Source organism: Pantoea graminicola (assembly GCF_048452665.1).
GTDB lineage: Bacteria > Pseudomonadota > Gammaproteobacteria > Enterobacterales > Enterobacteriaceae > Pantoea.
On sequence record NZ_JBLWSJ010000002.1, the window covers coordinates 738,064 to 761,100 of the forward strand.

Below are 23,037 nucleotides of genomic sequence, written 5' to 3' on the forward strand. Positions count from 1 at the left end.
CGGGCTGGCGGTATTGATGAAACGATGGATGATGGCGGGAGTGATGTATATTGCGCTCTGTCGCGGCGCCCTGGGGCTGGATGTGAATGTCAGCGGGAATCTGCTGGCTCCGGCCTGTGCGGCCGAACTCCCCGCGGACAGCCTCGTTACGCTTCCCGAGGTGAGCCTTGCTCAGCTCTACAAAGGGGAGAGTAAACCCACCTCTGCAACGATAAAAATACGCTGCTACAAGCTGACTGCGGTCAGTTTTACGTTGCGAACCGATCAGACGGATCCGACAGGCGTGGTGAAAACGGATCTGAGTGGCATCGGCCTGGAGATGGGCTACGGCCTGAGTCAGGCAGGCGTCCTGACCGGACTCGTTAAACCTGGCGAGACAATTAATCACGCACTGCTGAATGAGGCGCTGTTTATCATAAAGGCCAGGCCGGTCATTATCGATGAGAGCCGCGCAGCCGCCGGGAGTTATTCTGCATCAGCCCTGCTGAGCATTGAGTACCGCTGATATTTGCTGTGTAAGATCAGCAATTTTATATTTTTACTATTTTTCCAGGGGAGCGTTATGTCCATTATTTTAAAGACAGGGTTTATCTTGATTCTCCTGATTTCTGCCTTTACCTGTAAAGCCGCAGATATGGTATGTACACCGTCTCTTATGATGGTGGATTTAGGGGTTGTTCAGCAAGGGGTCACCACTGATTATAATGCTTATATCGATGGACCTCTTAATCAATTTACCTGCAATGTAAACAGGAGTTTTTTATATGGCGCCTCACTTTCATATAAAAGCGAACCCGTCAATGGTTTGAAAGCTGGCTTCCTGATCCCTATGGTTTATAATAACACCCAGGTTCCGACCTACCAGATTAATAAACCGACAAATATATGTATCGGGCCTACTAATTTCGCCTGCAACTTTCCTCTGGGCGCTAATTCAAGGCTCTCTTTTTCCATGCGATACCGTATATTAATCAATCTTGCTGGAATCGGAACTTTTGTAGGAAAAATAGATTTATATCAAACTCCCAGAGTTCTGGTCGGATATTCAGAACAGATCACCAGTTTTTATTACACCTATACCGTTGCAGCCAGGCCCTGTACCGTCGCCGATACAAATTTCGCGGTTAACTTTGGCGATCTGGATAACCGTCTGTCTGACAATCCCTACCGCGAGCTGGCGATCGCGGTAAACTGTCCGGCACGGACCAATGTCGATGTGCAGCTGAACGCCGGTAAGCCAATTGTGAACGCGACACAGGGCCTGTCAAAAACGTCACTCGCCGGTCTGAACATGCAGGTGTCCCGGAATGGTTCTCCGGTCGTTTTAAATCAGACCAGCACGCAGGTTTTTCAACAGGGGATTAACACTTACCAGCTGAAATTCTCTCCGCAGCTGGCATCCTCTCCGGCACCGACAGGCAGTTTCAGCGCCGATTATACGCTGACCTTTGACTATAAATAGGGCAGCATGCGCGTTTTACCTGACGTATTCAGGAAGGCCGCCGCTTCCCCTTTACAGCCCCGGTCTAAACACGAAATAATCCCCCGGTAAGCCGGGCCACAGATGCTGGCGCGGCCTGAACCTAACCTCAACGCTGCGGACCCCATTATGAATAACGAAATTTCTCTCAAATACTACGATGTTGCAGATGAGTATGCGACGGAGTCCGCTAAGCCGGTGAGCGAAGCCGAGCGCACGCCGCTGGCTTACTACTTTCAGCTGCTGATCACCCGTTTAATGAACAACGAAGAGATTAGCGAAGAATCGCAGCAGGAGATGGCGCGTGAAGCCGGCATCGACGAGGAGCGTATCGATGATATCGCTGAGTTCCTGAACCGCTGGGGCAATGAGTAACGCAGAAGCGGCCTGGTGCAGCTGAAGCGGCGCATCCGGTCAGCCTGAGGCGTGCATCTGAGCCTGCGCCTCCTCCTTCTCCGGGTCGGGCAGCCACGCCTTCCACGCGGCACCTGCCCTCTGGCACCGCCCTGAATTATCATCCAGACTGATATAGTCTGCGCAGGCATTGTGCTTTACACTGCGCGCTGTAAAAAACTGAGTAGATTAAGCAGGCAAAAAATGGCGATGAACGGAACAATCACAACCTGGTTTAAAGATAAAGGATTCGGCTTTATCAAAGATGAAAACGGCGACAACCGCTATTTTCATGTGATCAAGGTCGCCAATCCTGATCTGATTAAGAAAGATGCGGCGGTGACGTTTGAGCCGACCACCAACAACAAAGGCCTGTCGGCCTATGCGGTGAAGGTGGCCCCGGAAAGCAAATATATCTTTATCGCCGGTGAACGTATCAAGATCACTTCGATTAAATCTTACCTGGTCTACAGCGAAGAGGTCCCGGCAGATACCGGTATTGATAAAGAGAATGCGGTGCTGTCAGTGGGTCTGCTGCTGAATAATATCCGGCCAAAATCTGACATCAGAGCGGGTGAGATGCGCTCCCTGAAGAAACTGGCGGTCACCACTTTCCAGGGCACGACCCTGATCTTCTCTGAAGATGAGATCGACGTTGAGAGCACCGTTAAGCTGCTCAAAAGCCTGAAGTAATCTTCAGGCTGGCCGGGGGCCTGCCCGCCCATGCCCGGCCAGCCTGCCTGACAGTCAGCCGACGCCTTTTTAAAACCCACACGCCGATTACGCTGGCGCAATCCGCTGGCTGAGCGTCGTCCGCTTCGCCGCACTGCCTGGCGGGTCAGGCGAAAAGCGCGCTCAGAAGCCTATCTCATCAAGGATCATCCCCATTAAGCCATTTTCCAGGGTAGAATCAGAGACTTCTTTCCGTGATTATCACGGCTTCCATCATCGCAGATTGATACGAAAAGCGGGTGAAATAAGGGTTAACGCTGCATGAAGATCCCAAACAGAATCCAGCCTCTGGTCGATGACGGCCTGATTGACGATGTGCTGCAGCGGCTCAAAAGCGGCAAGGAAGCAGACGTTTACACCGTGCTATGCGGCGACAAGGTGCAGTGCGCCAAAGTCTATAAAGAAGCGTCTCAGCGTAGCTTCAAACAGGCCGTCCAGTATCAGGAAGGCCGCAAAACCCGCAACAGCCGCAATGCCCGCGCGATGCAGAAAGGCTCGAAGTTTGGTCGTAAGCAGCAGGAAGAGTCCTGGCAGACTGCCGAAGTCGATGCGCTGTTCCGCCTGGCAAACGCGGGGGTTCGCGTGCCTCAGCCCTACCTCTGCATTGACGGCGTGCTGCTGATGGAGCTGGTCACCGACGACAATGGCGCGGTCGCGCCGCGCCTCAGCGATGTCACCCTCTCCGAAGCGCAGGCGATTACCGACTTCAACACCATGATCCGTAATATCGTCCGCATGCTCTGTGCGGGCATCGTGCACGGTGACCTTTCTGAATTCAACGTTCTGCTGGATGATCAGGGCCCGGTGATTATCGATCTGCCGCAGGCGGTCGATGCGGCGGCCAACAACCATGCCGGGTCGATGTTCAGACGTGACGTGAATAACATTACCGCGTACTACGGCCAGTTCGCCCCGCAGCTGCTGAAGACGCGCTACGCCAGAGAGATCTGGCAGCTCTATGAAGATGGCAAACTGACGCCTGAGACGCCGCTGACCGGACAGTTTGTGGAAGTGGAGCGCGCGGTCGATATGGATTCGCTGCTGGATGAGATCATTACCGCAGAGGATGACCATTACGAGCGCCAGCGCGCCAGGCGCGAGCGCGACAGCGATTAAACAGAAAAGGCAGCGAATCACTTCGCTGCCTGTTAGTTTAAGCGGGGATTAGCGTACCACTACCGTCAGCGCGATCAGGGTTAAGCCGATGACCATCACGCCGACAAAAACGCTGTCGAGCCGGTTTCTTTTCATCTTTGCCTCCCTGTGATCCTAGAACCACTGACCAAAGCGACGGATATAGAACCGTTTCATGCCCTGCGCCACCAGGCAGTAACTGAACAGCGTCAGCACCAGCCAGGGGAAATATTGCCATGGCAGCGGCACCAGTCCGACCATCGTGCCCAGCGGTGAGAACGGGATCAGGATGCCCAGCGCCATCACCGCCAGCGTGGTCAGCATGACCGGTAAGGTGGCGCGGCTCTGAATAAACGGAATCTTCCGGGTGCGCAGCATGTGCACCACCAGCGTCTGCGACAGCAGCCCCTCAATAAACCAGCCGGACTGAAACAGCGACTGCACGCCCGCATGGTTCGCGCCGAAGATGAACCACATCAGCGCAAAGGTGGTGACGTCAAAGATTGACGATGTCGGGCCCATCCACAGCATAAAGCGTTTGATGTTACCGGCATCCCATTTGCGCGGCTTGTTCAGGAACTCCCGATCCACCTTGTCCCACGGCAGCGCCAGTTGGGAGACGTCATACATCAGGTTCTGAATCAGCAGATGAATCGACAGCATCGGCAGAAACGGAATAAAGGCGCTGGCCACCAGCAGCGAGAAGACGTTGCCGAAGTTTGAGCTGGCGGTCATGTTGAGATACTTGATGATGTTGCCAAAGGTCTCGCGTCCTTTGAGTACCCCCTCATTCAGCACCTGTAAATCCTTCTCCAGCAGGATGATATCTGAAGAGGCTTTCGCCACATCCGCCGCGCTGTCTACGGAAATGCCGGTGTCGGCGGCCCGCAGCGCAGGCGCGTCGTTGATGCCATCGCCCAGGAAACCCACGGTGTGACCGTTCTGTTGCAGCAGGCGCACCAGCCGGGATTTCTGCTGCGGCGTCAGTTTTGCAAACAGCGTGCAGCGTTCGGCCTCCTGCGCCAGCTCCTCATCGCTCATCGCCTCGATCTGATCGCCGGTCAGCATCGCCGGATCGGTCAGCCCCACATCGGCACAGACCCGCTGAGTGACCAGCGGATTGTCACCGGTCAGCACCTTCACCGCCACGCCGCTGTCGCGCAGCGCTGTGATCGCCCTGCCTGCGCTGGCTTTGGGCGGATCGCGGAAGGTCAGCATCCCCTGGATAACCAGGTCGCGCTCATCACTGTCGCTGAGCGGCGTATGCAGCGCCCCCTCCCGGGTAGCGACCAGCAGTACACGATAGCCCTGCTGATGATAGCGTTCGGTCTGCGCCATCAGCGCGGCACGCTGGTCCGCATCCAGTGCCACCACCGCATCGCCCTGCCGCACGGCGACGCTGACCGCCAGCATCTCTTCCACGGCCCCTTTGCAGATCAGCTGCGAACGGTGCTGCGTCAGATCCTCCACCAGCACCGATACCCGGCGGCGGGTAAAATCGAACGGCAGCTCATCGACCAGCTGGAACTGGCTGCGCTGAGCCGGTGAAATCACGCTGTCACCCGCGCAGAGCACCGCGCGGTCCATGAGATTTTTTACGCCGCTCTGACTGCCGCTGTTGAGCCAGGCCAGCAGCAGCACCTGCTGATCTTCCCGGCCGTGCACATCCAGATGATGCGCCAGCAGGATGGTGTCCTGGGTCAGCGTGCCGGTTTTATCGGTGCAGAGGACATCCATCGCGCCCAGGTTCTGGATGGCGTTGAGCTTTTTCACGATCACTTTGCGGCGCGACATCGCAATCGCCCCTTTGGCGAGGTTGGCGCTGACGATCATCGGCAGCATCTCCGGCGTCAGGCCGACCGCGACGGCCAGCGCAAACAGCGTGGCATCCATCCAGTCACCTTTGGTGAAGCCGTTGATCAGCAGCACCACCGGAACCATGACCAGCATAAAGCGGATCAGCAGCTTGCTGACGCTGTTGACCCCGCGATCGAAGGCGGTCTGCGGACGGCTTCCCACCAGCGATGAGGCGAGCGAGCCAAACCAGGTGTCGCCGCCGGTGGCGACCACGACTGCGCTGGCGGTGCCGCTGGCAACGCTGGTGCCCATCAGGCCGATATTGGCTGATAAGAGCCGCTCCTGAACGGTCTGTCCTTCCTCTTTGATGCCTGCTTCACTGCTCTGCTTTTCCACCGGCAGTGACTCACCGGTCAGCACGGCTTCACTGATAAACAGATTGCGTGCACTCAGCAGGCGGACATCGGCAGGCACCTGATCGCCGGTGCTCAGCAGAATCACATCGCCCGGCACCAGCTCACTCATATCCACATCCTGCCGCCGGGCAGTTTCGCTGCCCGGTTCACGCCGCAGCACAGTCACCTGGCTGCGAACCAGTGACTGCAGAGCCTGCGCCGCCCGGTTGGTGCGGAACTCCTGCCAGAAGCGCAGCAGCCCGCTCAGGATCACCATCGTGCAGATGATGATCACCCCGGAGAGATCCGTCTCCTCGCCTGCGCGCAGCGGCAGGATATAGTCGGTAAACAGACTCACCAGCGCCAGGACCAGTAAGACATAGATGAAGGGGTTGTTAAACGCCATCAGCAGTTGAACCAGCGCGGGGGGCGCTTTCTCATGTGCCACTTCATTACGGCCATAGATGGCCAGGCGCTTCGCGGCCTCGTCCCGGGTCAGTCCCTGGCGATGGCTGCGGAGATCGGCCAGTGTCATCTCAACGTGCTGACCGGCATGCTGTGCCACAGCGTACATTTTTTTACTTTTTTTATCGTTACGGTTGCCGGATGAACGCATCGCAACCTGCTCCAGTTTCATGTCGCTCATTTCGACATCTCCCTGATTTAAAGCATGTGTTGTCCTGCACGAAAATAATGTGCATGGCAGGAACCTGGCAGAGCCGGGTTATTTACTCTGACGACCTTTGAAAATATTTCGCCCACGCCAGAAATAGTGACGCGCGCAGGTGAACATGACGCTGGTTTTACTCAGCGTAATAAAGGTCTGATATCGGCGTTCGGGCGCAGCCAGGGCTACGCCGATCGAGGCGGAGGAAAAAGTGCAAGAATAAACAGCAGCATAACGCGCACTCCTGTAAATGACAGGATTAAAAATAAGGAGCGCGATCGTGAATTAAAGCGGGGATCGCTGCTCGCCGGGTGGCAAGCAGCAGAGAAGAATCAGCTTGCCAGAATAATGATTAAACCAGGGTGACTGTCCAACTGAATTCTCCTGAAATGATTTGCCGCTATTATAAAGAGAGGAAAGTCCGGGTAAAGCTGTTCAGGCACAAATAAACGCCCTGTTGAGGATTTGTTTCTGCTCCGCCTGCCGCTTCGCTAACAAAATGGCGATTTTCTTATAACAACAACCTCACCCTTATAACTTTTAGTCATATGATTAGCCCATATTCGACTATTCTTCATATCTCCCCTTTCGTAAACTCGCGTAACTTTTTAGAGGCAAGGAAATTTCATGAAAACTATAATTCCATCCCTGCTGGCGCTGACGCTGGCTGCCGCTTTCACAGCCCAGGCCGCAACACCCAAAGATACGCTGGTCATTGCCCAGTCAACGGACGATGCCGACAGCTTTGACCCGGCCAAAGGGTTTGAACTCACCAGCGTACAGGCTTTCACGAACATCTATCAGCGTCTGGTTCAGTCCGACCCGCAGAATCCGGTGGATCTGAAGCCGACGCTGGCCACCTCCTGGCAGCCAGGCAGCGACAACCGCAGCCTGACGTTTGAACTGCGTAAAGATGCAAAATTCTCTACCGGCAATCCGCTGCGCCCGGAAGATGTGATCTTCTCGCTGGGCCGCGTGGTGAAGCTGAACCTCGACCCCTCTTTCATCCTGACGCAGCTCGGCTGGACCAAAGATAACGTCGATGGCTTCCTGAAGAAGGTTGACGACAATCATGTGCAGATCAGCTGGACTGCCGACGTCAGCCCGACCTATGTGCTGAGCCTGCTCTCCGCCCCGGTCTCCTCGATCGTCGATGAAAAAACCGTTATGGCCAACCAGAAGAGCGGTGACCTGGGTAACGCCTGGCTGGCCACGCACTCTGCGGGCAGCGGCCCGTATCAGATCCGCAAGGTCGTCCTGCATCAGGCCGTGCTGCTCAGCGCCAACCCCTCTTCACCGGCGGGCGCACCAAAGATGAAGAACATCCTGATCAAGAACGTCCCGGAGCCTGCGGCGCGTCGTCTGCTGCTGGAGCAGGGTGATGCCGATATCGCCCGTAACCTGGGTGCCGATCAGATCGCGGCGCTGAACGGCAAACCGGGCGTGAAGACCGAAGCCATTCCGATGGCGTCGCTCTACTACATCCAGTTCAACATCGGCGGCAACGATACGCTGAAGAACCCGGCCTTCTGGGAAGCGGCGCGCTACCTGTGGGATTACAAGGGCATCGCTAACGAGCTGCTGAAAGGCCAGTTCGACGTGCATCAGAGCTTTTTGCCTAAAGGTTTCCTGGGCGCAATCAACGACACGCCTTACAGCTACGACCCGGAGAAAGCCAAAGCGATCCTGAAGAAAGCGGGCCTGAACAACGTCAGCTTTAAACTCTCTACCAGCAACCAGCCGCCTTATCTGGATATCGCGCAGGCGCTGCAGGGCAGCTTTGCTAAAGGCGGCGTGAAGGTGGAAGTGGTGCCGGGCCTGAGTTCTGAAGTCTCGACCAACGTGAAAGCGCATAAATATGAAGCGACGCTGAACGCCTGGGGCTCCGACTACTTCGATCCGAATACCAACGCTGCCTCCTTTGCTTACAACCCGGAAGATGGCAGTAAAACCATCGCTTACCGTTCAGACTGGCATATCCCGGAACTGAACAAGCAGGTTATTGCCGCCACGGCCGAAAGCGATCCGAAGAAGCGTATCGCCCTGTATGAAGCGATGCAGCGTGAGGTGATGAAGAACTCCCCGTATGTGATTGGGATGCAGGCGAAGAACCTGATCGCGCTGCGCGACAACCTGAAAGGCTATGTTCAGGGCATCAACCCGGACATGGTGTATTACTCGCAGGTCACTAAGTAATGGCACAGTCTGTTCCTTCAGCCGGGTTCGCCCGGCTTTTTTGGCAGCGTGGCGGGCGTCTGATCGGTAGCGTGCTGTCGCTGCTGGTCACGCTGCTCGGCCTGCTCGCCTTTACCTTTATGCTGTCGCATCTCTCGCCAATCGATCCGGTGCAGCAGATTGCCGGCGATCACGCCAGTGAAGCGACCTATGCCCAGGTGCGTCACGACCTCGGTCTCGATCAGCCGGTGCTGATGCAGTTCTGGCGCTACATCGAACATTTAGCCCACGGCGATCTGGGCGTCTCCCGCCTCACCAACCAGTCGGTGAGCGGCGATCTGATGACCACCTTCCCCGCCACCATCGAGCTGGCGACCTGCGCGATGATCTTCGCCGTAGTCTTTGGCGTCACGCTGGCGCTGCTGGCCGCCTGGAAACCGGGCAGCTGGATCGATAACCTCGCCCGCTTTATCTCGCTGCTGGGCTACTCGGTGCCGGTGTTCTGGCTCGGTCTGCTGGGCCTGCTGCTCTTTTATGCCGTGCTGCACTGGTCCGCCGGGCCGGGACGGCTGGATGATATCTGGGTCTACACCCTGGAGCCGAAGACCGGCTTTGTGCTGATCGACAGCTGGCTGTCGGGCGAACCGGAGATGTTCCGCAATGCGATAGCCCATCTCTGGCTGCCGGTGGTGATCCTGGGCCTGCTGGCGATGGCGGGCATTACCCGTCTGCTGCGTGCGGCGCTGCTGGAAGAGAGCAGCAAAGAGTATGTGGTGCTGGCGCGTGCCAAAGGCGCGGGTCGGGTGCGCATCCTGCTGCGCCATATCTTCCCCAACGTACTGGGTACGCTGGTGACGGTGATCGCCCTCTCCTACGCCACCCTGCTGGAAGGCTCCGTGCTGACCGAAACCGTCTTCGCCTGGCCGGGTGTCGGCCGCTACATGACCAACGCGCTGTTCTCCGGCGATGTGCCGGCGATTCTGGGCTCAACCCTGTTAATCGGCACCTGCTTTATCCTGATTAACACCCTGGCGGATGTCTTAACCTGGTTAACCGATCCGAGAACCCGATGACGCAACAACTCTCTGAACTCGAAACGGTGCGACCACGTCGTCGCCGTCAACGCGTGACCTCGTTAACCGTAGGGCTGACGCTGGTCGCAATTCTTATCCTGATGGCGCTGCTGGCCCCGCTGATTGCGCCCTTCGATCCGAATGTGCAGACCATGTCGAGCCGCCTGCTGGCGCCCTCGGCGCAGCACTGGTTTGGCACTGACGGCTTTGGCCGCGATCTGCTGTCGCGCGTAATTTATGGCACGCGGCCGACGCTGCTGCTGGTGTCGCTGATTCTGCTGCTGACCATTCCGGCTGGCCTGCTGATCGGCATCACCGCCGGTTACGTCGGCGGCTGGACCGAACGCCTGCTGATGCGCATCACGGATATCTTCCTGTCGCTGCCGAACCTGGTGATCGCGCTGGCGCTGGTGGCGATCCTTGGCCCCGGCCTGATGAACGGCGCACTGGCGCTGGCGCTGACCAGCTGGCCACCCTTTGCCCGCCAGGCGCGCGCTGAAACTCTGGCGCTGCGCCGCAGCGATTATCTGGCTGCCGCCCGGATGCAGGGCATCACCGGCTTCCGCCTGATGTTCGGTCATATTCTGCCGCTCTGCCTGCCGACGGCCGTGGTGCGGGCGGCGCTCAGCCTGGGCGGGATTATCCTGGCCGCGGCCGGGCTCGGTTTCCTGGGGATGGGCGTTCAGCCGCCCACCGCCGAATGGGGCTCGATGGTGGCCGAAGGCAGTAAAGTGATCTTCGACCAATGGTGGGTGGCCGCCGCTCCGGGCGCGGCAATCCTGTTTGCCAGCCTGGCCTTTAACCTGACAGGCGACGGCCTGCGCGACCGACTGGATACCCGTCATGCAAAATAATCTTCTCTATGCTGAGGGGCTGACCATCCGCAGTGATGATGCGCTGCTGGTCGATCACATCAGTTTTTCCGTGGGTCGCGAGCGCGTCGCGCTGGTCGGCGAGTCCGGTTCCGGCAAGTCACTCACCGCCCGCAGCCTGATGGGGCTGCTGTCGCCCGCGCTGCATCTGCAGGCCAGCCAGCTTCAGGTCGCCGGTGAGAATGCGCTGACGTTGAGCGAGCGCCGCTGGAGCCAGCTGCGCGGTAATCGCGTGGCGATGGTGATGCAGGACCCGAAGTATGCGCTTAACCCGACGCGCACCATTGGCTGGCAGGTGGAAGAGCCGCTGATCCTGCATCGCCGTCTGAGCCGCGCCGAACGCAGAGAGAAAGTGTGCGACATGCTGGATGCGGTCGGCCTGCCCGATCCGCGTCGCCTGATGCAGCAGTATCCTCATCAGCTCTCAGGCGGAATGGGCCAGCGCGTCATGCTGGCGATCGCCCTGATCACCGATCCGGACTTTCTGATCGCCGATGAACCCACCTCCGCGCTGGATCATGCGATGCGCGACCAGGTACTGGCGCTGATCCGCGGTCTGGTGGAAGCGCGCAACATGGGACTGCTGCTGATCAGCCACGACCTGCAGCAGGTTTCGGAACATTGTGAACGCGTGATAGTGATGTACAAGGGGCGTCTGCTGGATACGCTGCCCGCCGCCGATCTGCCGCGTGCCACCCATCCCTACACCCGCACACTCTGGGCCTGCCGGCCGGGCAAAGCGACCCACGGTCAGCCACTGCCGGTGCTGGATCGCGCGGCGCTGGAGGCAAAATATGATTAAGCTGACCGATCTCAGCGTTGCCCATAAGCAGGGCTACGATCTGCGCACCGTGGTGCATGAGGTTAACCTGGAGGTTAACGCGGGCGAGTGTTTCGGCCTGGTCGGGCCGTCGGGCTGCGGCAAGTCTTCGCTGCTCTGGGTGCTGGCGGGCCTCAATCCGCACTGGCAGGGCCAGATGCAGCTGGCCGGTCATCCGGTTACGCCAGGCAAAGCCTTCACCGGTGCGCTGCGGCAGGAAGTACAGATGGTGTTTCAGGACCCCTATGCCTCGCTGCATCCGCGTCACCGGCTGCGCCGCACCCTGGCAGAGCCGCTGAAGCTGCTGAAACGCGACAACATCAACGATCGCATCGACCAGGGCTTCCGCCACGTCGGCCTCGATCCCGCGCTGGCCGACCGCTATCCGCATCAGCTCTCCGGCGGTCAGCGTCAGCGTGTCGCCATCGTGCGCGCGCTGCTGCTGCAGCCGAAGATCCTGCTGCTCGATGAGCCGACGTCGGCGCTGGATATGTCAGTGCAGGCGGAGATCTTAAACCTGCTCAACGATCTGAAACAGCAGGATGGCCTGACGATGGTGCTGGTCAGCCACGATCCCGATGTGATCGACCACATGTGCGATCGCGCCGTGCGGATGGCGCAGGGCCGCATCATCGAGCAGATCTCAGCCTGACGCCAGGCCGGACGGCCCCCGTGGCTGTCCGGTCTGTCTCGCCCTGCTCCGCCTTTCCCCCTGCCTGCACCTGCCTCTCGCTGTTTTTCACGCTGCCCTTTCCGATCTGATGCCGGAATGGCACCGCCTGCGCGCGTCGATCAAAACGCAGCGGCGGGCTGATGGGATATAATCGCGGCAATTTTTTCAGAAGAGGAAAAGGTCATGACGGTAAAACTGCGTCCGCTGGAGCGGGAAGATCTGCACTTTGTCCACCAGCTCGATAACAACGCCAGCGTGATGCGTTACTGGTTTGAGGAGCCCTATGAGGCCTTTGTGGAGCTGTCCGACCTCTACAACAAGCATATTCACGATCAGACCGAACGGCGCTTTGTGGTGGAGCACAGCGGGCAGAAGGCGGGATTAGTGGAGCTGGTCGAGATTAACCATGTGCATCGTCGCGCCGAGTTTCAGATCATTATCGACCCGGCGCATCAGGGCAAAGGGCTGGCCACGCAGGCAGCGAAGCTGGCGATGGATTACGGCTTCTCGGTGCTTAATCTCTATAAGCTCTACCTGATTGTCGATCAGGAGAACGAGAAAGCGATCCACATCTACACCAAGCTCGGCTTCGGGATTGAAGGCGTGCTGAAGCATGAGTTCTTTATTAACGGGGAGTATCGCAACACCATCCGCATGTGCATTTTCCAGCATCAGTATCTGGAGCACCACAAAACGCCAGGCGGAATGGTGAAGCCTACCGCGCAGTAATCAGCCGCGCGCGCCAACCGGGTTCATATAGGGACGCGGGTGGTCCGGCTTAAGGTCATACATGCCGCCGTAGAAGGGGTCGACCAGCAGCCAGCCGGGGAAACCGCCCAGCGGAATATTGCCCAGCAGATACCAGAGGTTGGCGCGTGCTTCGATCGGCACCGTCACCGGCACATAGCCCGGACTTTCCAGCATCAGCAGGTAATGTTTTTTACCAAAGTAGCGGCCGGTTGATTTCGCCAGCTCTACGGTCTGCGGCGTGAAACCCTGCGCGACCGCATAGCCACGCTCATCCTGCACCGTAAAGCGCGCGCCCTGCGGCAGAGAGTCGATGCGCACCAGCTGGGTTTCATTGCCGACGATGGTGGCACAGCCGCTGAGCAGCAGCGCGGCGGCCAGAGCCAGAATTCGCTGTTTCATGAAGGGGTCCACAGAGTGATCAATGATCAGAGTGTAGACCGCCCTTTTCAACTCAATCGGGCTATCATCGCCCGATTCAGCCAGCTTATTGCGGTTGACAAGCGCGGGCGATAGAGGCGATGTCGTTGGGTGAGGTGCGGCAGCAGCCGCCGATCAGCCTGGCGCCCGCCTGTTGCCACTCACCCAGCTTGTCATGCAGCGTGCAGCCCGACGGCGCGGAGTGCCAGGTTTTGCTGCCCGCATCATACTGTTCGCCGGAGTTGGGATAGACCACCAGCGGCTTATCGGTGAGTTTCTGCAGCTGCTGCAGCGCGGGCGTGACGCTCTCCAGCGCCACGCAGTTGATGCCCAGCGCCACAACCTGCGGCTGCTGATTCAGCCAGCTCACCACCTCGGTCAGTGGCGTGCCGTCGCTGATGTGTCCGGCATCGCGCAGCGTGAACGAGAACCAGGCCCGGCCCTCAGGAAACTCCGCCAGCAGCTTCACCAGCGCCTGCGCTTCGGCAAAGGAGGGCAGGGTTTCGCAAGCCAGCAGATCGGCACCGGCTGCCAGCAGCGCCTGCACGCGCGGACGGTGGAACGCGATCATCTCCGCTTCCGGCAGCGCATAGTCGCCGCGATATTCCGAACCATCCGCCAGGAATGCGCCATAGGGGCCGACCGAGCCCGCCACCAGCAGCGTTTTCGCGTCGGGCCGCACCGCCAGATAGTCCTGACGGGCGCGACGGGCCAGCTCCACGCTCTGCGCAATCAGCGCCAGCGACTGCGCCTCATCCAGACCGCGCGCGGCAAACCCCTGCGGGGTCGCCTGATAGCTGGCGGTGATGGCGCAGCGTGCACCGGCAACAAAATAGTCGTAGTGAACCTGATAGATCAGTTCAGGATTTTCCATCAGCACTTTGGCTGACCAGAGCGCATCGGCCAGATGACAGCCGCGGGCTTCCAGTTCGGTGGCCAGGGCGCCATCGAGAATCAGCAGCGGTGACTCCGTTAAAGCCTGTGCGACAGGGTTATGCGACATCGTTAGCCTCCTCAGGCCGGGTGGATGCTTTGTGGGTCAGATGGTAAGCGGCGTAGCAGAACAGGACAAACGGGATGCCGCACCACAGCGCAATGCGCTGGGTGGGATCGAACGCCAGTCCCACACAGGCCAGCAGGCAGAGCAGAAAGCCCAGCACCGGCACCAGCGGATAGAACGGCGCACGATAGGTCAGCTCGGCCAGCGATTTGCCCTGCTGAAGATGACGGCGACGGAACATAAAATGGGAGGCGCAGATGCTGAGCCAGACCGCCACCACCGCAAAGCCAGAGATGGCTGACAGCGCGACAAACACGGTATCCGGTGCCACCACGCTGGAGATCAGCGCCAGTAAGCCGCCCGCCATGCTGACGGTGATCGCCAGCAGCGGCACGCCGCGTCTGTTTACCCGGGCGAAGGCGCGCGGCAGCGTATTTTCATTGGCCAGCGACCAGAGCATCCGCCCGGAGGCGTAGAGGCCGGAGTTGGCCGCCGAGAGGATAGCGGTCAGGATCACAAAGTTAATGATATCGGCCGCATAGGGGATGCCGATCTTTTCAAACACCAGCACAAACGGGCTTTTGACGATGCCGGCCTGGTCCATCGGGATCAGCGCCGCCAGCACGAACACGGTGCCGATGAAAAAGATAATCAGCCGGACGACAGTGGTGCGGATCGCCAGCGGCAGCACTTTCTCCGGCTGCTGCGTTTCTCCAGCCGCAATGCCGATCAGTTCGGTGCCGGAGAAGGCGAAGTTCACGGCCACCATCGTCATCAGAATCGGCAGGACGCCGTGGGGCAGCCAGCCGTGCGCGGTAAGATTGCTCAGGCCCGGTGCGGGGGTGCCATCTTTCATCGGGATAAAGCCGAACATCGCCGCGCCGCCAAGCAGGATAAACGCGACAATCGTCACCACTTTAATCAGCGAGAACCAGAACTCCCCTTCCGCAAAGAAGCGGGTTGAGATGACGTTCAGCAGATAGATGGCGCAGCAGAAGACCAGGCACCAGGCCCAGACCGGGATCTGCGGGAACCAGTACTGCATACAGAAACCGGCCGCCGTCAGGCTGGAGCCGAGCGCCACGGTCCACGTCAGCCAGTAGAGCCAGGCTACGGTGTAGCCGGTGGCCGGGCTGAGATAGCGTGCGGCGTAGACGTGGAAAGCGCCGGTTTCCGGCATCGCCACCGAGAGCTCACCCAGACAGACCATCACCAGCCAGACCACCAGCGCGCCGATCAGATAGGCGAGCAGCGTGCCCGCTGCGCCGGTGGTGGAGATAATATAGCCGGTGTTAAAAAACAGGCCGGTGCCGATGACACCACCCAGCGATAACATCACCAGATGGCGCACTTTCATGGTGCGTTTAAATTTTTCCTGCGAGGAAGTTGGCTGTTCGCTCATCACTTTTATCCGTATGGACGTCTAAACATCTATAGTGGACAATTTTATACGCGTCACAGCCGGGAATTGCAACGGCAGGGAAACAGGGAGGTAATACAGAAGGTTCAGTGCCCCGTCGCGGCGGGGCCTGATGCATTAACCGAAAACGCTCTGAATGTAGCGTTCCAGCGCCATGCGGGAACTGAATCCGTGCGGGATGCCATAGTGTTCCTGTGAATCACCCGCCAGGTAGAGAGGGAATTGGGTGTAGTGATCGCAGGTCTTCATTTCTGAAGCAGGTTCAGCAAATGGCTGGCTCTTCTCTTTCAGCGTCGGGTGGATCACTAAGGCCATGCGCCCCATGCGCGCCTCGCGATTCACATAAACGTAGTTCTCTCCACGGCGATAGCCATAGGCCCGTGGGGTAATCTCATCGACTTCGAAACCCGCTTTTTCCAGTACGCGCGCTACCTCATCTGGTCGTAAATACATGCTCGATCCTCTCCTCTTTCAAAAGCTTCGCAACCTTACAACAGCATGACAGAGTGGGCATTCGGATTTTTCCCTAAAGAACCCCCCCGCGTCTCGTTTATCTCAGGGTCGTCTACACTAGTATTACGTTTTTAATTCAAAGGGAGCTAAAAAATGTTTAATCGCACTGTAAAAAACGATGACATTGATATCAATCAGGACGTTAACGAGCTGGCTGATTCACTGGAAGCCCTGCTGAAATCCTACGGCAGTGACGCAAAAGATGAAGTGGATTCCGCGCGCAGTCAGGCAGAGGCGCTGCTGAAGCAGACCCGCGCTAAACTCAACGGCGGCAGCAACCGCGTATCACAGGCCGCGCGTGACGCTGGTGCGCAGGTTGACACCTACGTGCATGACAAGCCATGGCACGGTGTGGGTATCGGCGCGACCGTCGGTATCGTCATTGGTATCCTGCTGGCTTCACGCCGCTAAGCACTCACTAAATCCCCCGAGCCCTGCCCCGTGCGGGGCTTTTTTTTGCTTTTTTTCAGCGACTGCGCGGCAGAAAAAAATTTTGCGGGCCATAAAGCGCATGCCTGCTGGCTTTGCGTCGCCTGCGGAAAGAAAAACCGAGAAACCCCATATATGGTAGGCTTGACCGCCATAACCGCTACATCTAGTATTTATCTCATCACTACACGCTCTGGTTCCTGCCGGAATAAAGCTCGCGATTTGTACCTGAGCTTTCTGACCCGACAGTGAATCCGCCCATAGAGGTAAATACGAATCATGCGCATTATTATTTACACCAAAGATCACTGTGTCCAGTGTACGGCAACGAAAAATGCTCTGGATCGTCAGGGCCTGACCTATCAGCTCGTTAACCTCGACAGCCAGCCGGAGGCGGCCGACAGCCTGAAAGCCCTGGGTTACCGTCAGGTGCCGGTGGTAATGGCCGGCAGCGACCACTGGAGCGGCTTCCGCCCGGACAAAATCGCGACCCTGCGTTCACTTTGTGCTGTCGGGGAATAAGCAGATGTTCCCGCTGGTCTATTTTTCCAGCCAGTCGGAAAACACCCACCGGTTTATTACACGCCTGGGCCTGCCCGCCCGCCGCATCCCGATCGATGCCGGGCAACAGCTGCATATCGACCAGCCCTATATCCTGGTGGTGCCCAGCTATGGCGGTGGCACCCGGCGCGGTGCGGTGCCCGGTCAGGTGATTCAGTTTCTGAATGATGAAGCAAACCGCCGCGGTATCCGTGGCGTCATCGCGGCGGGCAACCGGAACTTCGGAGCCGGTTACGGCCTGGCCGGCAGCATCATTGCAACCAAATGTCAGGTGCCCTGCCTCTATCGCTTTGAGCTGATGGGCACCCCGGACGACATTGCGAAAGTAAAAGCGGGAGTAACCCAATTTTGGCAACAACAGAGATTTTCAACGACGTGACGCCCGACTATCACGCCCTTAATGCCATGCTCAATCTCTACGACGCGGAGGGTCGCATCCAGTTCGACAGGGATCGCGACGCGGTGCGTCAGTTTTATCTGCAGCATGTGCAGCCCAATACCGTGCCGTTCGCCAGCTGCGCCGAACGGTTACGCTATCTGGTGCAGGAGAACTACTACGAGGCGGCGGTGCTTAATCAGTACGATCCTGACTTCCTGATCGATCTGCATACGTTCGCGGAGAACTGGAAATTCGAATTTAAAACGTTTCTCGGGGCCTGGAAGTTTTACACCAGCTACACCCTGAAAACCTTTGACGGCAAACGCTATCTGGAAACCTTTGAGCAGCGCGCCTGCATGGTGGCGCTGACGCTGGCCCGGGGCGATGCCGCGCTGGCCCGTGCCATCCTGATCGAGATCCTCAGCGGCCGTTTCCAGCCGGCCACACCGACCTTCCTCAACTGCGGCAAACAGCAGCGCGGTGAGCTGGTCTCCTGCTTCCTGCTGCGCATCGAAGATAACATGGAGTCGATTGGCCGCGCCGTGAACTCGGCACTTCAACTCTCGAAACGGGGCGGCGGCGTCGCCTTTTTACTGTCGAACCTGCGCGAGTCCGGTGCGCCGATCAAGCGCATCGAAAATCAGTCGTCGGGGGTGATTCCGGTGATGAAAATGCTGGAGGATGCGTTCTCCTATGCCAATCAGCTGGGCGCCCGTCAGGGGGCCGGGGCGGTCTGGCTCAACGCGCATCATCCCGATATCCTCCGCTTCCTGGACACCAAACGCGAAAACGCTGACGAGAAGATCCGCATCAAGACGCTGTCGCTGGGCGTGGTGATCCCCGACATCACCTTCCGGCTGGCGAAAGAGAATCAACCGATGGCGCTCTTCTCGCCCTATGATGTGGAGCGGGTCACCGGCAGGGCCTTTGGCGATATCAGCATCAGCGAAAAGTATGATGAGATGCTAGCCGACGACCGCATCCGCAAAACGTGGATTCAGCCACGCGACCTTTTCCAGACGCTGGCCGAGATTCAGTTCGAGTCGGGCTATCCCTATATCATGTTTGAGGACAGCGTAAACCGCAGTAACCCGATTGCCGGTCGTATCAATATGAGTAACCTCTGCTCCGAGATCCTGCAGGTAAACAGCGCCAGCGAGTACCACGAGGATCTCAGCTATCGCCGGGTCGGCAAAGATATCTCCTGCAATCTCGGCTCTCTGAATATCGCGCACGCAATGGATTCCGGCGATCTGGCCCGCACCGTGGATGTGGCGGTGCGGGCGCTGACGGCGGTGTCGATGATGAGCGAGATCGGCTCAGTGCCCTCGGTTGCCGAGGGCAATCGCCGGTCGCACGCCATCGGCCTGGGGCAGATGAACCTGCATGGCTATCTGGCGCGTGAAGGGATCGCCTACGGTTCACCGGAAGCGCTGGATTTCACCAATCTCTACTTCTGCTGCATCACCTACTATGCGCTCTCGACGTCGAATCAGCTGGCGCAGGAGCATCAGCAGACCTTCGACGGCTTTGCGGCGTCGGACTACGCCAGCGGCGTCTACTTCGATAAATATCTGCAGCGCGAATGGCTGCCACGCACCCCACGCATAGCAAAGCTGTTTGCCGACGCAGGCATAACGCTGCCCACTCAGGCGGACTGGCAGAGGCTGCGCGAGGCGGTGATGCAGCACGGGCTGTTTAATCAGAACCTGCAGGCGATCCCGCCCACCGGATCGATCTCCTACATCAACCATGCCACCTCCAGCATCCATCCGATTGTCTCCCCGATCGAGATCCGTAAAGAGGGCAGGACCGGCCGCGTCTACTATCCCGCGCCCTTTATGACCAACGAGAATCGCCATCTCTATCAGGATGCCTACCAGATTGGGCCGGAAGCGATTATTGATACCTACGCGGAAGCCACGCAGCACGTCGATCAGGGATTATCGCTGACCCTGTTTTTCCGCGATGACGTCACGACCCGTGACATCAACAAAGCGCAGATCTACGCGTGGAAAAAAGGGATCAAAACGCTCTATTACATTCGCCTGCGTCAGATGGCGCTTCAGGGTACGGAGGTTCAGGGCTGCGTCTCCTGCTCCCTGTGATAATTATGATGAAACGTAAACAGATTCAGGCCATTAACTGGAACCGCCTGCAGGATGAGAAAGATCTTGAGGTGTGGAACCGTCTGACCAGCAACTTCTGGCTGCCGGAGAAAGTGCCGCTCTCCGGCGATCTGCCCGGCTGGCAGGCGCTGGATAAACAGCAGCAGCAGCTGACCATCCGGGTGTTTACCGGGCTGACGCTGCTCGACACTATCCAGAACGTGGTCGGCGCGCCGGGGCTGATAGACGATGCGATCACCCCGCATGAGGAGGCCGTGCTCTCTAACATCAGCTTCATGGAAGCCGTGCACGCCCGCTCCTACAGTTCGATCTTCTCCACCCTGTGTAACACTCAGCAGGTGGATGCCGCCTACCAGTGGAGCGAAGAGAATGCGCCGCTGCAGAATAAGGCGCGCATCATTCTGCAGCATTACCGGGCCGACGATCCGCTGAAGAAGAAGATCGCCAGCGTCTTCCTGGAGTCTTTCCTGTTCTATTCCGGCTTCTGGCTGCCGATGTACTGGTCAAGCCGGGGCAGACTGACCAACACCGCAGATTTGATTCGCCTGATCATCCGCGACGAGGCGGTACACGGCTATTACATCGGCTACAAATATCAGCGGGCGCTGGCCGACACCGACGATCGCCGTCGCGAGGAATTACAGCAGTTTGCTTATGATCTGCTGCTGGCGCTCTATGAGAATGAGGTGGCCTACACCGAGGCGCTCTATGGGGAAGTTGGCTGGGCAGAGGAGGTGAAAACCTTCCTGCACTACAACGCCAACAAGGCGCTGATGAATCTTGGCTATGAGGCGCTGTTCCCGGCGGCGCTGACGGCGGTCAATCCGGCGATTCTGTCGGCGCTGTCGCCCAACGCTGATGAGAATCACGACTTCTTCTCCGGTTCAGGCTCCTCCTATGTGATGGGCAAAGCCGTTGAAACGGAAGATGAGGACTGGAACTTCTGATGGCAGGCAGGAGACGCCGCCGCTGCCCCTGTTTAAACCTCTTGTCATGACTGGTATGGCCTGTTAATAAACATACGTCTGAAATAGTTTTTTAGGTTATTATTAACCTCAAATGATTATTAGCGACCGATGCGGTTTATGAATATGACGCGCCAGGGGCTGACGCCTGCCCTGGTGATGCTGATGTCGGTAGCCACCGGCCTCTGCGTCGCCAGTAACTACTATGTTCAGCCACTGCTGAATACGATTGCCCGACAGTTCGACCTCTCGGTAAGCCTCGCCGGTTTTATCGTCACCACGGCGCAGCTCGGATACGCCTGCGGCCTGCTGCTGCTGGTGCCGCTGGGCGATCGGTTTGAACGCCGCAGTCTGATTGTGACGATGATCCTGCTGGCCGCGGCCGGAATGGTGATCATCGCCCTTTCGCACACCTTTGCGTTACTGCTGCTGGGCACGGTGATGACTGGTCTGTTTTCGGTCGCCGCCCAGATCCTGGTGCCGCTGGCCGCGACGCTGGCTGAGCCGGAACGGCGCGGTAAGATCGTCGGAACGGTCATGAGCGGTCTGCTGCTCGGGATCCTGCTGGCGCGTACGGTCGCAGGGGGCCTGGCCCAGCTCGGTGGCTGGCGGACCGTCTACTGGACCGCCAGCCTGCTGATGACCGTGATGGCCCTGGCGCTGTGGCGGTCGCTGCCGCGCGTTAAACAGTCCGTTCCCCTGCGCTACCCGCAGCTGCTGGCCTCTATCTTTCGTCTTTATGCCGGTAACCGGGTAATCCGCACCCGCGCCTGGACGGGCTGTCTCTCCTTTGCCAACTTCAGCCTGCTGTGGACCTCGATGGCATTCCTGCTCTCCGGCGCGCCCTACCACTTCTCCGAAGGTGAGATTGGTTTACTGGGGCTGGTCGGGGCGGCGGGTGCTCTGGCTGCCCGTCAGGCCGGTTCGCTGGCCGACAAAGGCAAAGCGAAGCTGACGACCCGGCTGGGCCTGCTGATTATGCTCGTCTCCTGGGCCGCGATTGCGTGGGGAGCAGAGCAGCTTGTGCCGCTGATCCTGGGCATCCTGCTGCTGGATCTGGCGGTACAGGCCGTGCACATCACCAATCAGAGCGTGATCTATGCGCAGATGCCGGACGCGCGCAACCGTCTGAATGCGGGATACATGACCAGTTATTTTATCGGCGGGGCCGCCGGTTCACTGCTTTCCGCCACTGCCTACCACCTGGCGGGCTGGTATGGCGTCTGTGGCGCGGGCGTGCTGCTGACGCTGATGAATCTGCTGATCTGGGCAGGTGGATCGCGTTTTGAGCCGGAAAAAATCAACTGAACGCTGCCCGGAGCGCGTATTGCATCTGGTCACAAATGGTTAGGTTTGTTATGGTTAGTAGCAAACCTATTCACTTCAGTTATTTTTCCTCGCGATATTATTAAATTTGCCCCCTTTTTGATAACGTCCCGGCACCGTCATTGTCGCCGGGCGGACGGGTTTTTGACCCAGGGCCAGGGAATGGCCTGGAATGCCTTTGATGGTGCAGCGAGAATCTGACAGCGATCACCTGACAAAAAGTGACTACGCTTAGCCTGTCACCATAGTTATTATACAAGTTGCAATTAGTGAGGTTTTTTTTAATGGAAAGTTCGTTTACTCCCATTGAGCAGATGCTAAACATCCGTGCCAATCGCCATAAGGATTTTCCGTTGCAGGAAATTATCCTGACGCGTCTCTGTATGCATATGCAGGGTAAACTGCTGGACAACCGTAACAAGATGCTGAAAGCACAGGGCATCAATGAGACTCTGTTCATGGCGTTGATTACGCTGGATGCGCAGGAAAATCACAGCATTCAGCCGTCTGAACTCAGCTCTGCGCTGGGCTCTTCACGCACCAATGCAACGCGCATTGCTGATGAACTGGAGAAACGCGGCTGGATCGAACGTCGTGAAAGCGATCACGACCGTCGCTGCCTGCACCTGCATCTGACCGATAAAGGCATGGAGTTCCTGCGGCAGCTGCTGCCACCTCAGCATCAGAGCCTGCAATACCTCTGGTCTTCGCTGTCCGGTGATGAGAAGTCTCAGCTGGAAGGGATCACCCGTAAGCTGCTTAACCGTCTCGATAAAATGGATGAAGATCAACTGATCGCCTCGCTGTCCCGCTAATAGCAATAAGTGCGACACAATCACCTGTCGGAATCGTTATTTTAATTTCCTTTTTTATCTGGCCAGCGCTCAGGCGCTGGCTTTTTTCGACCCGGGCGCTGGCGGACAGGGATCGCTGCCCC

Annotated in this window: 24 protein-coding genes; 18 read left to right on the forward strand and 6 right to left on the reverse strand. The window is 58.1% G+C overall.

The genetic code is table 11. The annotated features are described in order from the left end of the window. Positions 1-16: 16 nt before the first annotated feature. From ACNY69_RS07455 to ACNY69_RS07475, 5 genes are all read left to right on the forward strand, one after another. Positions 17-505, forward strand: a complete 489-nt coding sequence (locus ACNY69_RS07455) for a fimbrial protein (RefSeq protein ID WP_293773036.1) — start codon at positions 17-19, stop codon at positions 503-505. 57 nt (positions 506-562) lie between these two features. Next, a complete protein-coding gene (locus ACNY69_RS07460; protein WP_293773039.1) occupies positions 563-1,462 on the forward strand; it encodes a fimbrial protein in 900 nt (299 codons plus the stop codon). 147 nt (positions 1,463-1,609) lie between these two features. Then, complete coding sequence (locus ACNY69_RS07465; protein ID WP_111139949.1) at positions 1,610-1,855, forward strand: DUF2543 family protein; 246 nt, start codon at positions 1,610-1,612, stop codon at positions 1,853-1,855. Positions 1,856-2,077: 222 nt separating this feature from the next. Further along, entirely contained in the window at positions 2,078-2,566 is a 489-nt protein-coding gene (locus ACNY69_RS07470; RefSeq protein WP_111139931.1) for a cold-shock protein, read from the forward strand. A 300-nt stretch (positions 2,567-2,866) separates the two neighbouring features. Beyond that, on the forward strand, positions 2,867-3,721 hold the full coding sequence (locus ACNY69_RS07475) for a PA4780 family RIO1-like protein kinase (RefSeq protein WP_367395732.1): 855 nt from the start codon (positions 2,867-2,869) through the stop codon (positions 3,719-3,721). A 48-nt stretch (positions 3,722-3,769) separates the two neighbouring features. On the opposite strand, the gene mgtU is transcribed toward ACNY69_RS07475, so the two are convergent. Then, entirely contained in the window at positions 3,770-3,856 is an 87-nt protein-coding gene (gene mgtU, locus ACNY69_RS07480; protein ID WP_353887348.1) for a magnesium transporter protection protein MgtU, read from the reverse strand. 18 nt (positions 3,857-3,874) lie between these two features. Continuing rightward, positions 3,875-6,577, reverse strand: coding sequence for a magnesium-translocating P-type ATPase (gene mgtA, locus ACNY69_RS07485; RefSeq protein WP_418797766.1), 2,703 nt, complete (start codon positions 6,575-6,577; stop codon positions 3,875-3,877). 648 nt (positions 6,578-7,225) lie between these two features. On the opposite strand from mgtA, the gene ACNY69_RS07490 reads away from it, so the two are divergent. The 6 genes from ACNY69_RS07490 to speG all read left to right on the forward strand — a co-directional run bounded on the left by ACNY69_RS07490 (position 7,226) and on the right by speG (position 12,940). After that, complete coding sequence (locus ACNY69_RS07490) at positions 7,226-8,794, forward strand: ABC transporter substrate-binding protein (RefSeq protein WP_111139928.1); 1,569 nt, start codon at positions 7,226-7,228, stop codon at positions 8,792-8,794. After that, a complete protein-coding gene (locus ACNY69_RS07495) occupies positions 8,794-9,846 on the forward strand; it encodes an ABC transporter permease (protein WP_111139927.1) in 1,053 nt (350 codons plus the stop codon). The genes ACNY69_RS07490 and ACNY69_RS07495 overlap by 1 nt, the downstream gene beginning before the upstream one ends. Next, the gene (locus ACNY69_RS07500) at positions 9,843-10,700 is read left to right on the forward strand and encodes an ABC transporter permease (RefSeq protein WP_111139926.1); all 858 of its coding nucleotides are present in this window, start codon (positions 9,843-9,845) and stop codon (positions 10,698-10,700) included. Before ACNY69_RS07495 ends, ACNY69_RS07500 begins: the two co-directional genes overlap by 4 nt. Further along, positions 10,690-11,520: an ABC transporter ATP-binding protein gene (locus ACNY69_RS07505; RefSeq protein WP_111139925.1), complete on the forward strand. Its 831-nt coding sequence runs from the start codon at positions 10,690-10,692 to the stop codon at positions 11,518-11,520. The genes ACNY69_RS07500 and ACNY69_RS07505 overlap by 11 nt, the downstream gene beginning before the upstream one ends. Then, positions 11,513-12,190: an ABC transporter ATP-binding protein gene (locus ACNY69_RS07510; RefSeq protein WP_293773061.1), complete on the forward strand. Its 678-nt coding sequence runs from the start codon at positions 11,513-11,515 to the stop codon at positions 12,188-12,190. Before ACNY69_RS07505 ends, ACNY69_RS07510 begins: the two co-directional genes overlap by 8 nt. Before the next feature lie 204 nt (positions 12,191-12,394). Continuing rightward, a complete protein-coding gene (speG, locus tag ACNY69_RS07515) occupies positions 12,395-12,940 on the forward strand; it encodes a spermidine N1-acetyltransferase (protein WP_111139923.1) in 546 nt (181 codons plus the stop codon). Here speG and ACNY69_RS07520 read toward each other — a convergent pair whose 3' ends face one another. From ACNY69_RS07520 to ACNY69_RS07535, 4 genes are all read right to left on the reverse strand, one after another. Then, on the reverse strand, positions 12,941-13,360 hold the full coding sequence (locus ACNY69_RS07520; RefSeq protein WP_128085597.1) for a hypothetical protein: 420 nt from the start codon (positions 13,358-13,360) through the stop codon (positions 12,941-12,943). A gap of 85 nt (positions 13,361-13,445) precedes the next feature. Next, positions 13,446-14,381 (reverse strand): homocysteine S-methyltransferase, encoded by a 936-nt coding sequence (gene mmuM / locus ACNY69_RS07525; RefSeq protein WP_293773069.1) that lies wholly within the window; start codon positions 14,379-14,381, stop codon positions 13,446-13,448. Next, complete coding sequence (gene mmuP, locus ACNY69_RS07530; protein WP_111139920.1) at positions 14,371-15,780, reverse strand: S-methylmethionine permease; 1,410 nt, start codon at positions 15,778-15,780, stop codon at positions 14,371-14,373. Before mmuP ends, mmuM begins: the two co-directional genes overlap by 11 nt. A gap of 135 nt (positions 15,781-15,915) precedes the next feature. Then, positions 15,916-16,251: a DUF2002 family protein gene (locus ACNY69_RS07535; protein ID WP_003850360.1), complete on the reverse strand. Its 336-nt coding sequence runs from the start codon at positions 16,249-16,251 to the stop codon at positions 15,916-15,918. Positions 16,252-16,404: 153 nt separating this feature from the next. Here ACNY69_RS07535 and ACNY69_RS07540 point away from each other — a divergent pair, with 153 nt between their 5' ends. The 7 genes from ACNY69_RS07540 (at position 16,405) to mprA (ending at position 22,915) form a co-directional block, all read left to right on the forward strand. Continuing rightward, entirely contained in the window at positions 16,405-16,722 is a 318-nt protein-coding gene (locus ACNY69_RS07540; RefSeq protein ID WP_111139919.1) for a DUF883 family protein, read from the forward strand. Positions 16,723-17,019: 297 nt separating this feature from the next. Beyond that, entirely contained in the window at positions 17,020-17,262 is a 243-nt protein-coding gene (nrdH, locus tag ACNY69_RS07545) for a glutaredoxin-like protein NrdH (protein WP_111139918.1), read from the forward strand. Positions 17,263-17,266: 4 nt separating this feature from the next. Beyond that, on the forward strand, positions 17,267-17,680 hold the full coding sequence (nrdI, locus tag ACNY69_RS07550) for a class Ib ribonucleoside-diphosphate reductase assembly flavoprotein NrdI (RefSeq protein WP_418797772.1): 414 nt from the start codon (positions 17,267-17,269) through the stop codon (positions 17,678-17,680). Beyond that, positions 17,650-19,788, forward strand: a complete 2,139-nt coding sequence (gene nrdE, locus ACNY69_RS07555) for a class 1b ribonucleoside-diphosphate reductase subunit alpha (RefSeq protein ID WP_418797774.1) — start codon at positions 17,650-17,652, stop codon at positions 19,786-19,788. Before nrdI ends, nrdE begins: the two co-directional genes overlap by 31 nt. Positions 19,789-19,796: 8 nt before the next feature. Beyond that, complete coding sequence (gene nrdF, locus ACNY69_RS07560; protein ID WP_111139948.1) at positions 19,797-20,756, forward strand: class 1b ribonucleoside-diphosphate reductase subunit beta; 960 nt, start codon at positions 19,797-19,799, stop codon at positions 20,754-20,756. Between the two features lie 138 nt (positions 20,757-20,894). Beyond that, positions 20,895-22,082, forward strand: a complete 1,188-nt coding sequence (locus ACNY69_RS07565; RefSeq protein WP_111139915.1) for an MFS transporter — start codon at positions 20,895-20,897, stop codon at positions 22,080-22,082. A 302-nt stretch (positions 22,083-22,384) separates the two neighbouring features. Then, on the forward strand, positions 22,385-22,915 hold the full coding sequence (mprA, locus tag ACNY69_RS07570; protein ID WP_111139914.1) for a transcriptional repressor MprA: 531 nt from the start codon (positions 22,385-22,387) through the stop codon (positions 22,913-22,915). The last annotated feature ends 122 nt before the right edge of the window (positions 22,916-23,037 follow it).

Bases quoted from the DNA above. Each gene is read 5' to 3' on its own strand.
- ACNY69_RS07465 (WP_111139949.1), top strand. From the start codon at position 1,610: ATGAATAACGAAATTTCTCTCAAATACTACGATGTTGCAGATGAGTAT.
- ACNY69_RS07455 (WP_293773036.1), top strand. From the start codon at position 17: ATGAAACGATGGATGATGGCGGGAGTGATGTATATTGCGCTCTGTCGC.
- nrdF (WP_111139948.1), top strand. From the start codon at position 19,797: ATGAAACGTAAACAGATTCAGGCCATTAACTGGAACCGCCTGCAGGAT.
- ACNY69_RS07510 (WP_293773061.1), top strand. From the start codon at position 11,513: ATGATTAAGCTGACCGATCTCAGCGTTGCCCATAAGCAGGGCTACGAT.
- ACNY69_RS07490 (WP_111139928.1), top strand. From the start codon at position 7,226: ATGAAAACTATAATTCCATCCCTGCTGGCGCTGACGCTGGCTGCCGCT.
- ACNY69_RS07540 (WP_111139919.1), top strand. From the start codon at position 16,405: ATGTTTAATCGCACTGTAAAAAACGATGACATTGATATCAATCAGGAC.
- ACNY69_RS07505 (WP_111139925.1), top strand. From the start codon at position 10,690: ATGCAAAATAATCTTCTCTATGCTGAGGGGCTGACCATCCGCAGTGAT.
- mgtU (WP_353887348.1), bottom strand. From the start codon at position 3,856: ATGAAAAGAAACCGGCTCGACAGCGTTTTTGTCGGCGTGATGGTCATC.
- ACNY69_RS07470 (WP_111139931.1), top strand. From the start codon at position 2,078: ATGGCGATGAACGGAACAATCACAACCTGGTTTAAAGATAAAGGATTC.
- ACNY69_RS07520 (WP_128085597.1), bottom strand. From the start codon at position 13,360: ATGAAACAGCGAATTCTGGCTCTGGCCGCCGCGCTGCTGCTCAGCGGC.
- mmuP (WP_111139920.1), bottom strand. From the start codon at position 15,780: ATGAGCGAACAGCCAACTTCCTCGCAGGAAAAATTTAAACGCACCATG.
- nrdI (WP_418797772.1), top strand. From the start codon at position 17,267: ATGTTCCCGCTGGTCTATTTTTCCAGCCAGTCGGAAAACACCCACCGG.
- ACNY69_RS07460 (WP_293773039.1), top strand. From the start codon at position 563: ATGTCCATTATTTTAAAGACAGGGTTTATCTTGATTCTCCTGATTTCT.
- mgtA (WP_418797766.1), bottom strand. From the start codon at position 6,577: ATGAGCGACATGAAACTGGAGCAGGTTGCGATGCGTTCATCCGGCAAC.
- ACNY69_RS07565 (WP_111139915.1), top strand. From the start codon at position 20,895: ATGAATATGACGCGCCAGGGGCTGACGCCTGCCCTGGTGATGCTGATG.
- ACNY69_RS07495 (WP_111139927.1), top strand. From the start codon at position 8,794: ATGGCACAGTCTGTTCCTTCAGCCGGGTTCGCCCGGCTTTTTTGGCAG.
- nrdH (WP_111139918.1), top strand. From the start codon at position 17,020: ATGCGCATTATTATTTACACCAAAGATCACTGTGTCCAGTGTACGGCA.
- ACNY69_RS07475 (WP_367395732.1), top strand. From the start codon at position 2,867: ATGAAGATCCCAAACAGAATCCAGCCTCTGGTCGATGACGGCCTGATT.
- mmuM (WP_293773069.1), bottom strand. From the start codon at position 14,381: ATGTCGCATAACCCTGTCGCACAGGCTTTAACGGAGTCACCGCTGCTG.
- mprA (WP_111139914.1), top strand. From the start codon at position 22,385: ATGGAAAGTTCGTTTACTCCCATTGAGCAGATGCTAAACATCCGTGCC.
- ACNY69_RS07500 (WP_111139926.1), top strand. From the start codon at position 9,843: ATGACGCAACAACTCTCTGAACTCGAAACGGTGCGACCACGTCGTCGC.
- ACNY69_RS07535 (WP_003850360.1), bottom strand. From the start codon at position 16,251: ATGTATTTACGACCAGATGAGGTAGCGCGCGTACTGGAAAAAGCGGGT.
- speG (WP_111139923.1), top strand. From the start codon at position 12,395: ATGACGGTAAAACTGCGTCCGCTGGAGCGGGAAGATCTGCACTTTGTC.